Source organism: Legionella antarctica, assembly GCF_011764505.1.
In the GTDB taxonomy this organism is placed as follows: domain Bacteria; phylum Pseudomonadota; class Gammaproteobacteria; order Legionellales; family Legionellaceae; genus Legionella; species Legionella antarctica.
The window spans coordinates 2,783,909-2,799,644 of sequence record NZ_AP022839.1; the positions used below are offsets into that span (position 1 = coordinate 2,783,909).

A 15,736-nucleotide genomic window follows, 5' to 3' on the forward strand; every position below is an offset into this window, starting at 1 on the left:
ATGCCATTCTGAACGCAGTAGGGGTTTTGAACCTAAACCTGACGTAAATCAAATCCTCTCAAAGTTCTGAGAGTTTTACACAAAAGTTAACTGCCTACTTCCGCGTTTAAGATATAGTTGTAACCATTAGTCGGAATCAGATGCTAATGAGTACCCTATTTTTCCAATCGTGATAAAGCATGGCGTGGCAAAAGTAACCAATAACGTCCTTCATTTTTCATGTGTCCGGCAATTAAAGTGGCTTTATCGCCCCCCCCCCAAAATACGTCACCTCTAACTTTACCTCGAATAGCCCCACCAGTATCTTGGGCTACCATCAAGCGCTGCATGGGTTTATTTGTACCCGGATTTTTACTATCGGGACGTGTAGTACTTAACCAAAGAGGCGCTCCCATAGGAACCCATTCCCGATCGATAGCCAGAGAATATCCCGGTGTAAGTGCCACACCCTGAGATCCAAATGCTGCATCTAAATTCAGTCTTCGGAAAAAAACAAAGGATTTATTTTGGTTAATTACTTCATCCATTTCTTGGGGATGCGCTTTAAAATAGCTTTTTATACCCTGCATAGATGCATTATGTTTTGTCATAACTCCTTTTTTGATTAACACGCCTGCGATAGGAGTATAAGGAGCACCGTTTTGGGCATCATAGCCTACATAGATTCGTTTACCATCTTCAAATTCTATTATTCCCGAGCCTTGAATCTCTAGAAATAATCTGTCTACCGGGCTATTAATCCAAACCAACGCCCGAGCGGTATTCTTAATAGCTCCTTTATTAATTTGTTCGCGGGTATAAAAAGGAAGTAATTTATTTTCAGAGATTCGACCAACAATTTTGCGATTTTTTAAATCAGGAATAAACGAACCTAAATCAACATTCACTAAATTGCTTGGCTTTTCATAAATAGGTACATTAAATTCAGCAGATTTAGTATAGCTGCCTTTAATCAGAGGCATATAATAACCGGTAAATAATCCTTTCACTGGTTTATTATCGTAAAACTCTACAGGGGCAAACCATTTCTGAAAAAATTGCTTTGCTGATTTTTCAATAACAGGATTAGTATCTAAAGCCACCCGACATGCAGGTTGCCAATCTTTAACTTGCAAATCTATTTTATCAGTCCCGACCACTCGCTCGGGATTTTGTTTAATAAATGCACGACATGAAGCCTGAAAAGTGAGTAATGACTTTTTCAGTTCAGCTCTTTCCCAACCGGGTAACTGATTAAAGCTCACCTGACGAAAAGTTGGTTTTGGAGACCAAAACCACCATGCCGATATACCCAAAGCAATTAAAACCAGGAATAATGTAAGACTTATAAATTTCAATTTCATAGAGGTAAATTTTTACACGTAATGGAGTAAATTGCAACTAAATCCTGTTTTTTAGTGTTTAATCAGGGTTACTAACGGTAAAAAATTATTCATTATCAATATACAGCTGCTTAAAGTACCATGAAACAAATAATGACTTCTAGTACCAGCCCGGCTCTTCTTGCATGAATAAATGAACAATTTTTTCACTGAATACGTAAAGCCAGATGATTTAAGGCATTAATATAAGCAAATAAATTTCTTAAATCCTTATCCTCAACCTCAGAGTAGGCTAAATGATGCTCAATACCATCTAAAAACCCTTGGAGTTGATAGTTCAAAGCCTCTCCACCAGCTTTATCATGATGTTCAAATAGCGCAACTAATTGGTGTTCATAAAGGGGCAAGTTTAAATCAAAAATTCTCGCCGTAACCTTTGCTTGCTCTCTATCTACAGTTACTAATATATGGCTTATGGCTGCCTGAGTGAATACCAATGATTCAAATCTTTGGGTAAGCTCTGTTAGTTTATTCTGTTTTTTAAGCGATAAATGTTCATCAGCCAAAGCTTCAATTAGTCCTCGAGAGAGCCAAAATAAATTAGCTAAATCGTGCAATGTTATTGGTCCTTCTGATACGGCAAATATTTGATTCATGTTAAAAGTCATATAGTTATATAATTTGTTGAGGTAGCGATTCAATATGGTCCATACATCTGATCTCCAGAGAATATTGGCCACTATAAAGCTCGCTATTATACCGATAATAATCCCTGCCAAACGCTGTAAAGGAGGATCCAACAGAATAGGTGGCCCCCCTTCTTGTGCAAGGGAGATAATTAAAGCAATATTCGCCTGAAGGCCTATGTAAGCATACTTGGGGTGCTTAAACATAAAATAACAAAATCCCCATACCGAAAAAAAAAGTATCATCATTAGGTCAAACAGATTCATTTCAAAGATAAATAACGAAAATAAAGCGATTCCACCACCGAGAAAACATCCTATGAACCGATAGATACTGATGTTTGTCATATCATAAAGATTTTTACGAATGGAAATAATCAAGCTACTTATAATACCGTTTAATCCACCAGGCCAGTTACTGATTAACCAAAAACTTAAAGCAAGAATGACAGACAAACCTGCTTTAATACTGTGCTTGCTTAGATCGTAATCCGATCGCAAGCGTTGTTTTTTGTTTAACAACACAAATTTTGGTTTACTAACTGAGGAACCAGCTAATAACGCATGCATTGAGGAAAAACATTGACTTACTTGCTGTAAAAAATGGATAAAGGAATATACAAATTCACTTTTAACCAGATAGTTTTTCTTTCCTCGACTAAAGTTTTGTTCTAAAGCATCAAGTGCTGCGTTGGTTTGTAAAACTATGGTTATTGAGGTTTGACTAGTAAACGCAGATTCAAGTAACGCCAAATCATGCTGAATAGCAGAAAATACCGGCTCAATAGGCATAGATTGTATCGCGCTGATATCTATATCCTTTGGAGAGGACAGATTTAAGTATTGTAACTGACGGGATAAGTCATAAAAAGAATCCAAGAATGCACGTAACTTATCAGTTCTCTCTTGTGTCACCCCTATCTCATGATTCATTGCCCCAATAAGCTCGACCGCTTTACGAATTTTCTTTTTTATTTTTAAATTACTTTGTGCTACCGCATCAAAGTCTATTTTTCCCTGCATCAAATTTTTAGCAAGTAGTTCAAACTCTGCCGAAAAATCATGAAAAATTTCATGAGTCTGCACTGTAATGTTATCTTTTAAATGGTTCGGAAAAATCGCATAAGCACTAATTGCTGAAACTAATACACCTATTCCGATCTCAACAGGTCGCCAAATAGCGACAAAAAAGGCATTTTGAGGGTTCATGGCTAATTGAGAAATCACAATAAAGGCACACAAGGCCCCTAATAAATAAGCATAACCATAGGAACTAAGATTATAATAATAAACCGCAATAATGATGATGAAAAAACATGAAAGTAAATAAAGTAAAAAACTATTGACCACTAAACCCGCGAGAAAAAAACCAATAAATGCGCCGGCAATTGTCCCAATAATGCGCATCATTGCTTTATCTATAATACTTCCTGTATATAAATTGGCAACAACAACCACGCTCATTCCTGACCAGTAAGGTGTGTCGAGATGAAATGAAAAAGAAATTAATACTGCAATCAAAGTTGCAAAAGCTGTTCTTAAGGCTGCTCTATTTTCCACACTTTGAGGCCAAAAAAAATACACCAGGTCACCTGTAGGTAATTGTTGTGGCACTGGCACCAATGCGCATTGGATATTGATCAGTTAAATCATCAATATAGATACGAACAGGAAAACGCTGGGCTATTCTAATCCAGTCCTCAGTCGCCTCCATATAAAGTAGGGTTGAAGAGGCAACGTTTCCATTTTGTACTCTGTTTATACCCCAACCTATGCTGTTCACATGTCCATGAAACACTTTGCCAGGGTACATATCAATCATAATTTTTGCTTTGTCTCCGGGTTTGATAAGTCGAACAGCTGTTTCTCTGTAGCGAGTAACCACCCACCATTGTCTCGTCTCAATCAAGGCGAATAATCCCTGTCCCGTTTGAATGTACTGGCCTTTACGCAAATTGAAATTAGTAATATAGCCGTCCTCTGGAGCGATAAGGGTGGTGTGACACAACAGGTAATTAGCTTGATCCAATTCGGCCTGAGCCGCCAAAATTTCGTTATCATCAAAATTAATTTGAGCTATTTTTAATTGTTGTTCTGCTTCAATAATAGCAGCCTCTTGTTCTTTAATCTTATCGGCCAGATTAATGAGGGTGATCTTTGGCATATCTCCCTTTAATTGCAATTTGTTAAAGCGCTCGTAATGATCCTGACTCAAACTTAGTTTTATTTGACTTCGTTTTAATCGTTGCTCTGCTTTGACTATGGCTAACTTTTCATTTTCATAATTCAATTTAGCAATATTCAACTTGGCTTTTCCTTGTTGTACTGCGTAAATATAAGGAAGGGGATCTATCTCGATAAGTTTATCTCCTTTTTTTACCTGTTGATTCTCTTTTATATAAAGCTTCGTAACCGGTCCAGAAACCAAAGGGATAATATTTACTATATTTGCTGATACGTAGGCATCATTTGATCGGGTATCATAATAGGCAAAATAACGATAAGTACCATAAGTGGCTATTACTAAAATGAGCACGCTTATTTGTGGCCAATATTTAAATTCGGGAAATCTAAATAAACTCATCCAATGAGACCTTTTTATAAATTATTTCATAACAATACAACCTAGTCTGACCTTACTCAAGAACTCAATTACCTTATTCTCATAATCTCTCAATCCAAATAAATAAGCTGAATGAGGACAACATCTACTTTAAGATCATTACCTGCCAGGTTATTGAGGTAGACAGGGAGTTGAACTGGCTATTTTTTGAAAGCCCCCCTATACTTTTCTTAGGAATTAATTGATTATGGAAATCACTCATATGGAGCATGATAACTCACCTGATAGCATCCTTAAGGTACTTCAAAAAAGTTCCCTATCTGGTTCTTTATCAAGCAAAAAAACAGAACAGATAGCCCTCTTTTTTAAAATTACCCGTTTTGGTGCTCATGAACCAATTATTAATGAACATGGTATCCCCATTGATTTATATGTTATCGCGGAAGGGGTCGTTGAAATCCTGAAAAAAATCCGAGAGTGGAAGTCCTCTGTGTATTTCAATGCTTCAAGAACTAGCTGTATGCCAGGAACAAAACACTTATTGGGGCTTAAATATCACACTTGACTGTCGGACGAGTAACGTTATTTTTGATATAAAAAAGATCCTTATTTTTCGAGGAAACAAGCGAAGTTAACAGAGAATAAAATAAAATGACACTAAAAATGACGTTCCTCGGCTCAGGTTCAGCCTTTACTGTAGGACCAGAAAATTATCATTCAAATATTTTATTGCAAATAGGAAAAGATACCCTTCTTCTTGATGCCGGATCAGATCTAAGGCATTCCCTATGCGAACAAAAACTGGATTATCATGACATCTATAATGTATATATTTCTCATTTACATGGTGACCATACTGGAGGCCTGGAATGGCTAGCATTAACCACCCACTTTGATCCAGACTATGATGGCAAGCCTAATCTGTTTGCCAACGAACACATTATTACTGATTTATGGGAAAAAACACTATCAGGCGGGTTGAGCACCCTGCCACATAAACATCCTTCTATTGATACCTTTTTTAATCCCAAACCCATAAAAGAAGATGGAAGTTTTATATGGCAGTCCGTAGAGTTTAAATTAGTTCGAACCATTCATTATTATAGTGAGTATAAACTGATGCCCAGTTATGGCTTAGCATTTACATATAATAAAACTCGTGTTTTTTTCACCACTGATACTCAAAGCAGCCCAGAGCTGACCCCACTCTATGAAAAAGCCGATATCATCTTTCATGATTGTGAAACAACACCAACCAAAAGTACTGTGCACTCCCATTACTCGGAACTGAGCCTTTTACCAAAACATTTAAAGAAGAAAATTTGGCTCTACCACTACAATCCTGGACCCCTACCAAATGCAAAAAAAGATGGCTTTCTCGGCTTTGTTACTAAGGGGCAGCATTTCTTGTTTTAACAGGTGGACAAATTTCTGCGTTCCCGGCGCTGAAGAAAGACGGAGCTAAAATTTCTTAGACGGAAGGCTCAAGTCCTGACCCAACCTTGCTCGAGTTTATATCTGGGATATAGCGCCAACTACCAATTCCAGTGGTTACCTCATGTTCCCCTCCTGAACAACCCATAACTGCTGATGGTTTAATCATTCTTAATTGTAATACAGAGACTGTATTTCCATTTTCACCAAGTAACAAGAGTGATACTCTGTTATGGCGAGTTGCATGTTTATGATCATGAAGTACCAGGCAAGGGAAATCACCTAAATCTTCAATGATGTATCGATATTGGGACTGTCCATCAATCAATGAACAACCCTGGTTATTAATTAATCGTTGGATGACTTCATTCGCTGCATCTCCATGCTCTATACAATTATCAGCAATTGCTACCTTTGAAGCCCGTGCTAATTGTAAAGCCAGAGCCTCTAACTGATAAAAATTCTGATGTTGTTGCTCCTGTTGATTTAGCGCCTTATGGTAGAGCAACACATGGTGCAAGCAAGTAATTAACAGTGAACTAATTACTAAGATAACGCACAGTGTCATAAGAAATATAAACCCGCTATATTGTTTGCTCATGATCCGCGAACAGCAACAACTAACTGTTGTTTTTTATTGTTATCTAAATCCATAACAATGGTGACGACTTGTTTCTCATTAATACACTTTTTCTCAATATGTAAGGAGTGAACCAAAGTAGTCAGCTCCTCAGTATGAAACAATTTGTAATATAAAGTCTTCTTCTTATCCCTTTGCTTGATAAACCATTTTTCTTCACGCCACTCGCCTATATAAACAGATGGAGTATATGAAAACATTAAAGGTTTGGTTAAGATCACCACATAACCACTTTCCAGTTTATCTACGCTCAAAATCTTATGGACCTCGGCATGTTGACAATCAGCAATCAAAACCGGACGTAATTCTTTAAATAACGTACCATCAGAAACTATTAATCTAGTTGGACTTTGAATATCAATAATCCCTGTAAAAAATTCACTCATTCGATTAATTTGAATCATTTGTTGTGAAGTCTGTTCAATTATCATCCCTGGTATATTGCTTTTAAAATTTCTCCTATCCATTGTCTTAAGTCGTTCAATTCCCAAGCAGGGGGTAAATCCAGCGCGACGTACACTGTCACCAAGCAGATCCCTTATCCATTGTATGTCAAAACTCTCATCCAATAATTTTTCAGCCTCAGCATATTGGCGTTTATTGCATAAATATAATTGGGTTAACGTAGTCATCATAATACTTGCTAAAAAAAGACTAATCAGCACCTCAGATAAACCAATACCTGATTGATTATTCATTGCTCAGCTCTTGTTAAACTACTTGAACGGGTTATATTAGCAAGGTTCCCAGACCAACTTAGACACAAAATGATATTTTTCTGATTTTTAGTTACTTTTAAAAAATAGGGAGATGGTGCAATAGGGAATTTATGAATACCCACAAATAATGATTCGTCAATTTGATCAAGAAATTGTGAGGCCTTCGCACGTAGCCCTAACTGCGTCAATAATTGACCGGTCTGTGCCTGTTGTGCTAATAAAGCCAAACCCATGGTAGTTACTAACATTAATGATATCAATACTTCAACCAGGGAAAATCCCTTTTGATGGACCATTCATTTCTTCCTGAGGTTGGTTGCCGGGCGCAGGCTACCGTGACCTATAAAAAAAAGCAAGAAATTTTATCTTTTGGCATTAACGAACTGCTCAAGTGATTTTGTATTAATTAAATCAACACGTTATAAAATAAGCTGCCAATATTACAAACAATTATACCGGTCATTGTATTTTTAATGGGGCTTAATATTGAATTAAACCCCATCTGGTGATGACAGTAGGGACTGGCTTCGGTAATATGATCGTAATACTCCCCTGAAGGACAACTGCTTATGGCTATCGATTTTCATCAGTTACCCCATGCAGGAATACGCTCTTTAGTTCCCTATACGCCGGGTAAATCTATAGAAGAACTTACACGAGAAAAAGGAATTACAGACATCATCAAGATGGCTAGCAATGAAAATCCTTTAGGCTGTAGTCCTTTGGCGTTAAATGCGCTGCGGACGATGTCTCCTTATTTGGCAGCAACATACCCCTCACCAATAAATCATGCCTTAATGCCCAAGTTGGCCAATAAACTTAAAATTAATACAGAACAACTTTTTTTGAGCAACGGCTCAGATCATTTATTTAGTATGCTATTATACTGTTTCGCGCTACATACGGGTAAACAAATCCTCACCCATGAATATGCGTTCAGTACTTACGCTATTCAGGCAAACACATTAAAAATTCCTGTTCGTACTGTCGCTATAAATACAGATTGGCAAATTAATATTAATAATTTAATCCAAGCATGTGATGCTCAAACAGGTATTGTTTTTGTTGCTAATCCCAATAATCCAACAGGCGTGTTAATGGATCAAAGCGACATAAAATATCTTCTGGATCATATCCCGAAAAGTACTTTGCTCGTACTTGATGAAGCATATTACGAGTTTGCTGCTACCAGACTGAGTATTAACAGCATAGAATGGCTGGCCAACCACCCCAATTTAGTCATTACCCGAACCTTTTCAAAAATGTATGGAATGGCGGGACTACGATTAGGTTACGCCATTGCCAATCCTGATATCATTAATCTCTTACAACGAGTGCAATTACCTTTCTCAGTGAATCAAGCGGCACTCATTGCTGCTCATGCAGCTTTGGATGATGATGATTTTATTAAATTAAGTTTATTGACTAATGATGAAGGGATGCAACAAATGCGTACCGGTTTTGATGAATTAAATCTAAACTACTTGCCTTCAGCGTGTAACTTTTTAACTTTTGATTGTAGGGATGATGGATCAGCACTTTATAATTATTTATTAGAACAAGGTATTATTGTAAGACCTTTACATGCGTATAAAATGAATCGACATATCAGAGTGACCATAGGAACCAAGGAACAGAACTCTAGGTTTCTTAGCGCATTAAAAATTTACTATGCATAAGTAACAAGTAGCCGGAGGTAGGACCTAATGTATGCATCAAAACAGAAATGGTGCTTGAACAGCACTAATTCAGATTGTGAGTGCATGGATAGGATGTGACTTAACCCGGCGCAAAGTGGATCAATTTAACTATTTAACAGTAAAAGGAACAATCATGACTAGTGACTTAAGCCAAAAACATTGTGAGTCTTGTGAGGGTATTGGTTCTGCGCTTAATGCAGAACAGATAAAAAACCTACTGCCCCAATTAAATAAGCAATGGCAGGTTACGGACGATAAACGAATGCTTAAACGGTCATTAGCATTCAATAATTTCTATGAAACCATGGCCTTTGTTAATGCTCTTGCCTGGATTGCCAATAGTGAAAACCATCATCCTGATCTGGAAATAGGTTATAATTACTGTCGTGTCAGTTTTATGACTCACGCACTTGATGGGTTAACACATAACGATTTTATTTGTGCTGCAAAGTTAGATCAATTGATTGCAAATTAAACATGGAATAATGGATCACGACATAAAAAAACCTCATCCTGGAGTAATGAACGTGGCGAGGAAATTGAACAGGATGTCACAAATTTTATTGATCCAAATTACGTTATAAACTACCATGTTTATTTTTCAATCAACCAGGATTTACTATGGCCTTTTTTTAAAAAAATAGAACGGTAGCTGAGTTACATAAATATTTAGCCTCTTTGTCATTAAAGCAATTAGTGTCATTGAATCAGGCTTATGGAGATCACTTTGTCGAACTTAGTGATCGTGAGGAGATAGCTGAGCGCAATTTATTATCACTGCAAGAAGAGCTGCCAAAACAAAAAGAAAAACACCAAACCCTGCTAGCCGAATTTCCAAAGGCTATAGAGGATGAAAACAGAAGGCTCAGATCACTCGAATCTTTAAGTAATGAGGGAAGTAGAACTGAAAAATATCTTTTGACAGGGCAAATAAATGGTTATTCTCCTTTGAACTTGTGTGAACTGATGATTTCTAATCAGGAAAAAACAATTGGCTCTTTAACCAAGCAGATAGAAGTTGCTAAAAACGAGGTTCAATCTGCTAAGGCTGATATTTCTCTTACTGTACAAGAACTTAGAATTCTTAACAAGATTATTGAGACTCGTAGAGAAGCTGTGAAAACTGAGCAACTGTCTGAAATTAACGCCAGAACTGATACGACAGATCTGCATCTTTCAATACGTCCTTGTTAATAACAGTTAAACAACAATTCATAGTGTATTCTGGGTAGAGGAAACCAATAGGCCCCCTCTACCAGTATAATGAAACAATCTCAAGGACGGTCATCTAACTCTTTGCGTTGATTGGGCAAGAAATCCTTTCTATCTAAGCCCATGGAAACTGCTAAGGCTCCTGCCACGTAAATTGAAGAATAAGTTCCAATTAATATTCCAATAATCAATGCCAAAGCAAAGCCGTGAATTGTTTCACCACCATAAACAAATAACGCCACAACAACAAACAAAGTCAACATTGACGTCATTATAGTTCTTGAAAGAGTTTGGTTAATTGATATATTCATAATTTCTATCGGGGAAGTTCGGCGAATTTTAATGAAATTCTCACGTACCCGATCAAAAACAACAATGGTGTCATTTAAAGAGTAACCAATTACAGCCAGTAGTCCTGCCAAAGCTTTAAGATCAAATTCAATACCAAAGAAAGCAAAAATCCCCAATATCATCACTGGGTCATGGATTAAAGCGACTGCAGAACTAACCGCAAGTCGGTACTCGAAGCGCATGGCAATATAAATCATAGTTGCCAGCAATGATACCAAAATAGCGAGGGCTCCTTTTGTAGCCAGTTCCTGACCTACTTGAGGGCCGACAAAATCAACTCGTTGTTTCACCGCACCTGGTATTACAGACATTACTTGTTCTACCAGGAGGGATTGATCTTTATCGGCACGAGGTGCAATGCTGATCAGAACATCTTTCGAAGTACCATAACTCACCACTTGTGCCTCATGAAAGCCAATCCTACTGAGATTCGCTCTAATCAGGGGCAAGTCTGCTGCATTAGGGTAAGATACTTCAATTTGGGTACCGCCGGTAAAATCAAGCCCCCACTTTAATCCGTTGATCGCCAGAGCACCAATAGAAACAACAAAAATTAATACGGAGAACATCGCCGTCCAACGACGAGCCCCCATAAAGTCCACTTTTGAATTTGGATTAAAAAATTCCATCTGAGCCTCGCCTTAAATACCTATAGATAATTTTTTTACGTTGCGATTACCATAATACCAATTCACAATCGCTCGAGTATAAGTAATACCTGTCAGCATAGAAGTTAATAATCCTAAAGACAGAGTTACAGCAAATCCACGAACTGGGCCGGTACCCACTGCAAACAGAATTACGGCTACAATAAAAGTAGTCACATTCGCATCCAGAATAGTTGAAAATGCACGCTCATAGCCCGCATAGATTGCGGCTTGGGGTGATAATCCATGACGTAACTCCTCTCTGATACGCTCATAAATCAACACGTTGGCATCAACGGCCATACCCACCGTCAGAACAATTCCTGCAATTCCTGGCAGCGTCAATGTAGCATCAATAATCGATAACAGAGCACTGAGTAAAATAAGGTTTAATACTAATGCGATGTTAGCAATCAAACCGAAAAACCGGTAGTAGACTAGCATCAGGATTAAAATTAAACCCATTCCTACACCCAATGAAACGATACCCCTGCGTATATTTTCCTTACCTAAAGTGGGACCGACCGTGCGTTCTTCAATTGGATAAATTGCTGCTGGCAAAGCCCCTGCTCTTAATAATAACGCGAGATTGCTTGCTTCTTTGGAGTCTGTTAGTCCAGTAATCTGAAAGTTGCTACCTAAAGCATTTTGAATCACAGGAGCACTAATCACTCGCTCTTCTCTATGAGTCAGTCGCTTTTCAACTCCATTGACAGTTTGCATCGTATTTTTGGTTTCAACGTAAACAATAGCCATGCGCTTGCCGATATTTTCGCGGGTAATCTTAGTAAATAAAGTCTCACCACCACCGCCGAGCTGAATTTGCACAGCAGGTGTTGCAGTTTGCTGATCAAAACTCGATACTGCTGAGGTAATTGAATCACCACTTAAAACCACCATTCTTTTCAACAATATAGGATGGCCATCCATCATATATAACTTGTCACTCACAGGTACTGCACCAGTTTGTTTTGCAATTTGAGGGTCGTTATCTTGGTCCACTAAATAAAATTGCAGCGTTGCGGTACCTCCAAGAATCTGTTTTGCTCTCGCCGCATCCTGGATTCCGGGTAAGTCAACCGCAACGCGTGTAGCTCCCTGCTGTTGAACCACCGCTTCACCAACACCTAATTCATTCACTCGATTACGTAAAATACTCATTGTCTGTTCAATAGTATTTTGTCTAATCGTGTTTAATTCTGTGGGAGAAATAGAACCTAAAATTGCGTTATCTATCTTTGTTTTTACAAAAACAACATCAGGCATCTTTTGTTTTAACTCGCCAAGAGCCTTGTTCATAGATTCAGGATCACGAAATCGCAAATCAATACCCTTATCAGCAATATAGCGAATACTGGAGTAGCGTAAACCAATATCACGCATCTCCTGTCCTATATTCTTCATTATCCCTTCGTAGCGACGACTAATCACGCTTTCTACATCAACCTCAAGAAGAAAATGCACCCCACCACGAAGATCCAATCCCTGCTTCATCGGCCCGGCATGAATTGCTTCCAGCCAACGAGGAGTAGATGGGGCCAGGTTTAATGCAACAGTGTATTGGTTGCCCAAGCTATTTTTAATTACATCCCTGGCTAATAATTGAGAGTCTGTAGATGAAAATACTACCTGAACCCCTTCGTTCTCAACAAGGAGTGATTTATACTCAATCTTAGCTTGTTTCAAAGCATGTTCCACTTGAGTTATCACTGCTTCTTTATCTTCAAGTGTATCGGATGAAATCTGAACTACAGGATTTTCTGTATATAAATTGGGTATGGCATAAATAAAACCGATAGCTGCAATCGCAATCAGCATCAGATTTTTCCATAGAGGATATTTGTTTTGCATTTCCGTGTCCCTATGACTGACTTAAAGAGATTTTAAAGTGCCTTTGGGTAATACTGTACTCACCGCGCCTTTTTGCAAATTAATCTCTATACCTTCTGCAACGCTGACTTTGATGTACTGCTCATCAATACTGACTACTTTGGCCAACATACCACCAGAAGTAATGATTTCATCACCTTTCTTTAATTGACTTACTAACTCACGATGTTCTTTCGCTTTTTTATTTTGTGGTCTGATTAACATAAAATAGAACAAAACGAAGATGGCCGCGATCATTATGAGTGAAAAGGTTCCATCAGTTTGAGCTGCTGGAGTTGTGCCGGCTGCAGCGAAAGCATCGCTAATAAAAAAACTCATATAATCTCCTCAAATCTGCTATTAATTTATCGCGTTAGACTCCAATAGCAAAGTGTATCGCAGTCTACTGTTCAACTAGCGTGACATCATATAGATAATTGATCGGAAGGTAAATGAATCGATTCAATTTCAATTTAATTTCCTAAATAACTTAGCGCATAGTAAACATTATGTTGAATTAAAAAACGTTGACATAATAAAGGAGTATGGCGAAATAAATGATGTAGATACGCTTTTGTCAGGTGTTGTGAACAGGTTGGACACCTGCATTCGCTATCAATGGGTTCAAACTGCATTGCTGCCGAATCTTCAGTCAAATTTACTATTCCCTCTTGGCTAAAAACCTGTCCTTGCATACCTGCTACTGCAGGTTGATCCGATTCAAGAAACTCTATGCCTTCACTTTTTAAACGTTTCATAAGTTCCAGGCTCAGATTCCCTGTTACATATCGCGGTAAATAGGTCCATCTTTTCAGTTGTTGCAAAAATGTCTCATCGGAAAGGGAATTATCCCAATGAAAATACACTCCATGAGTTCTATGTAGTTCCTGCTTTAATAAATCATCAACTGCAACAAAGGGTATAATTGACTCATTCCAATCATCCCATATTTTCGGATGTTGCTGCAGTATTCTTTGAGGTAAAATGACTGCATTAGGTTTTATACTTAAAACGATTTCTATCAGTTGAGAATAAGTCAACTTAAGCTTACTCCCATCATAAGGAGAAATAAGAGTAAAAATGCCCTCCTTATTTGCTAAAAGCTGAGCTGTATTTAAAATAGTTAAGCCAGACCATCCCATATATCGAGCTAAATCCGGAGTCTTTATTAAAAAATCATAACCCGGTTTCAATAATAAAGAATCAAGTTTTAAGGCAACCGATCTGATATTCACTTCGTTCCAATTGGTCGCAGTGAGACATAAACCCGCCCCGGAGGTCATTACAGGTATAAAATTTTGATCGGCATGCAACATTCATTATCCCCTGAAATACTAAAATGTTTAAAGTAATAAACTGGTATCACCATAACTAAAAAAACGATACTCTTTATTAATTGCCTCTTTGTATAATGCCATAGTTTGTTGATGACCGATAAAAGCTGAAACCAGCATGAGTAAGGTAGATTCTGGCAAGTGAAAATTTGTCATTAATCCATCACAAATTTTAAATTGATAACCGGGGTAAATAAATATATCCGTATCTCTGCTGCACGGAGCAAGAACTCCATTTTGAGCAGCGCTTTCAAGACTGCGTAATGCTGTAGTACCTACGGCAATCACTCGATTACCGGCCGCTTTAGTTGAATTTACAGCATCAACCAGCTCAGGACTTATTGTAAAATGCTCACTATGCATTTTATGTTCTTTAATATCATCGCAGCGCACAGGTCTAAATGTCCCGGCGCCAACATGTAAAGTAACATATGCAGTTGATACACCTCGAGAATGCAAACTCAATAATACAGACTCATCGAAATGCAGGCCTGCGGTCGGTGCGGCTACCGAACCAGCATATTTCGCATAAATGGTTTGATAGCGGTCCTCATCCAGTAGTTCATCTTGTCTGTTAATATAAGGGGGTAATGGGATATGCCCTAAGCGTAACAATAAATCCAATACCCCAATGTTGGCCTTGCAAACAAATAAGTCGTCTTGTCTTTCTAGTATTTCAAGTTGGTTCCCCTGCTCCAATTGAATAAAACCACCTGGTTTTAGTGCTTTGCTGGCTTTTATATGGGCAAGAAAAGTAAACTCGCCAGTAACGCGCTCGACTAACAACTCTACTTTTCCACCAGTTGATTTGTATCCATAAAGTCTTGCAGGAATGACCTTACTGTCATTCATCACTAATAAATCACCCGGATTTAAAAAATCGGCTATCTCTCTGAATTGATAATGACCATACTCCCCTTTTGCACGATTGTAGATTAGAAGGCGAGAAGCACTTCTTTGGGCCAAGGGATATTGAGCTATCAACTCTGGAGGGAGATCAAAGTGAAAATCTTGTTTGTTCATAACGCAACCTGAGAATAAATTGGCGCCATTATACACTGAATTTTGAGGATTAAACTAATTTCTAAGCGCTCATCTTTCATGAGGGCTTCTTGGAGGATCTTTTAATTGATTACAGTCCGGCTTATTGAAAAGTTATTCCTGAACCACACAAAATATGGCTATATTTAATGCTGACTAAAAGGGGGCCATTCTCAGTTTCATTTTCGAAGCAATTCAATTCTATAGTTCCAGGTCTC

16 protein-coding genes are annotated in these 15,736 nt (G+C 38.0%); 5 read left to right on the forward strand and 11 right to left on the reverse strand.

Going from position 1 to position 15,736, the window contains the following annotated elements; genetic code table 11:
• Positions 1-155: 155 nt before the first annotated feature.
• The 3 genes from mltA to HRS36_RS13155 all read right to left on the reverse strand — a co-directional run bounded on the left by mltA (position 156) and on the right by HRS36_RS13155 (position 4,592).
• Positions 156-1,343 (reverse strand): murein transglycosylase A, encoded by a 1,188-nt coding sequence (mltA, locus tag HRS36_RS13145; protein ID WP_173237656.1) that lies wholly within the window; start codon positions 1,341-1,343, stop codon positions 156-158.
• Between the two features lie 185 nt (positions 1,344-1,528).
• Positions 1,529-3,622 carry an FUSC family protein gene (locus HRS36_RS13150; protein WP_226905471.1) on the reverse strand — a complete coding sequence of 698 codons (2,094 nt, stop codon included), beginning with the start codon at positions 3,620-3,622 and terminating at the stop codon, positions 1,529-1,531.
• The gene (locus HRS36_RS13155; protein WP_173237657.1) at positions 3,597-4,592 is read right to left on the reverse strand and encodes an HlyD family secretion protein; all 996 of its coding nucleotides are present in this window, start codon (positions 4,590-4,592) and stop codon (positions 3,597-3,599) included. The genes HRS36_RS13150 and HRS36_RS13155 overlap by 26 nt, the downstream gene beginning before the upstream one ends.
• Positions 4,593-4,818: 226 nt before the next feature.
• Here HRS36_RS13155 and HRS36_RS13160 point away from each other — a divergent pair, with 226 nt between their 5' ends.
• Both HRS36_RS13160 and HRS36_RS13165 read left to right on the forward strand, forming a co-directional pair.
• A complete protein-coding gene (locus HRS36_RS13160; RefSeq protein ID WP_173237658.1) occupies positions 4,819-5,136 on the forward strand; it encodes a hypothetical protein in 318 nt (105 codons plus the stop codon).
• An 86-nt stretch (positions 5,137-5,222) separates the two neighbouring features.
• The gene (locus tag HRS36_RS13165) at positions 5,223-5,987 is read left to right on the forward strand and encodes an MBL fold metallo-hydrolase (RefSeq protein WP_173237659.1); all 765 of its coding nucleotides are present in this window, start codon (positions 5,223-5,225) and stop codon (positions 5,985-5,987) included.
• Positions 5,988-6,042: 55 nt separating this feature from the next.
• On the opposite strand, the gene HRS36_RS13170 is transcribed toward HRS36_RS13165, so the two are convergent.
• From HRS36_RS13170 to HRS36_RS13180, 3 genes are read right to left on the reverse strand one after another with little or no spacing between them, the layout of a single operon-like run.
• The gene (locus HRS36_RS13170) at positions 6,043-6,606 is read right to left on the reverse strand and encodes a type II secretion system protein (protein ID WP_173237660.1); all 564 of its coding nucleotides are present in this window, start codon (positions 6,604-6,606) and stop codon (positions 6,043-6,045) included.
• Positions 6,603-7,343 (reverse strand): PilW family protein, encoded by a 741-nt coding sequence (locus HRS36_RS13175; protein WP_173237661.1) that lies wholly within the window; start codon positions 7,341-7,343, stop codon positions 6,603-6,605. The genes HRS36_RS13170 and HRS36_RS13175 overlap by 4 nt, the downstream gene beginning before the upstream one ends.
• Positions 7,340-7,660, reverse strand: coding sequence for a type IV pilus modification PilV family protein (locus HRS36_RS13180; RefSeq protein ID WP_173237662.1), 321 nt, complete (start codon positions 7,658-7,660; stop codon positions 7,340-7,342). Before HRS36_RS13180 ends, HRS36_RS13175 begins: the two co-directional genes overlap by 4 nt.
• A 273-nt stretch (positions 7,661-7,933) precedes the next feature.
• On the opposite strand from HRS36_RS13180, the gene hisC reads away from it, so the two are divergent.
• From hisC to HRS36_RS13195, 3 genes are all read left to right on the forward strand, one after another.
• The gene (gene hisC, locus HRS36_RS13185) at positions 7,934-9,043 is read left to right on the forward strand and encodes a histidinol-phosphate transaminase (protein ID WP_173237663.1); all 1,110 of its coding nucleotides are present in this window, start codon (positions 7,934-7,936) and stop codon (positions 9,041-9,043) included.
• A 154-nt stretch (positions 9,044-9,197) separates the two neighbouring features.
• On the forward strand, positions 9,198-9,539 hold the full coding sequence (locus HRS36_RS13190) for a 4a-hydroxytetrahydrobiopterin dehydratase (protein WP_173237664.1): 342 nt from the start codon (positions 9,198-9,200) through the stop codon (positions 9,537-9,539).
• Between the two features lie 227 nt (positions 9,540-9,766).
• A complete protein-coding gene (locus HRS36_RS13195) occupies positions 9,767-10,258 on the forward strand; it encodes a hypothetical protein (RefSeq protein ID WP_173237665.1) in 492 nt (163 codons plus the stop codon).
• Between the two features lie 80 nt (positions 10,259-10,338).
• On the opposite strand, the gene secF is transcribed toward HRS36_RS13195, so the two are convergent.
• The 5 genes from secF to queA form a co-directional block, all read right to left on the reverse strand.
• Positions 10,339-11,256, reverse strand: coding sequence for a protein translocase subunit SecF (secF, locus tag HRS36_RS13200; RefSeq protein ID WP_173237666.1), 918 nt, complete (start codon positions 11,254-11,256; stop codon positions 10,339-10,341).
• Between the two features lie 12 nt (positions 11,257-11,268).
• Positions 11,269-13,125 (reverse strand): protein translocase subunit SecD, encoded by a 1,857-nt coding sequence (gene secD / locus HRS36_RS13205; RefSeq protein WP_173237667.1) that lies wholly within the window; start codon positions 13,123-13,125, stop codon positions 11,269-11,271.
• A 21-nt stretch (positions 13,126-13,146) separates the two neighbouring features.
• Positions 13,147-13,482, reverse strand: a complete 336-nt coding sequence (gene yajC, locus HRS36_RS13210) for a preprotein translocase subunit YajC (RefSeq protein WP_173237668.1) — start codon at positions 13,480-13,482, stop codon at positions 13,147-13,149.
• A 134-nt stretch (positions 13,483-13,616) separates the two neighbouring features.
• Complete coding sequence (locus tag HRS36_RS13215; protein ID WP_173237669.1) at positions 13,617-14,459, reverse strand: tRNA-guanine transglycosylase; 843 nt, start codon at positions 14,457-14,459, stop codon at positions 13,617-13,619.
• Positions 14,460-14,486: 27 nt separating this feature from the next.
• Complete coding sequence (gene queA / locus HRS36_RS13220) at positions 14,487-15,500, reverse strand: tRNA preQ1(34) S-adenosylmethionine ribosyltransferase-isomerase QueA (protein WP_173237670.1); 1,014 nt, start codon at positions 15,498-15,500, stop codon at positions 14,487-14,489.
• Positions 15,501-15,736 lie beyond the last annotated feature (236 nt).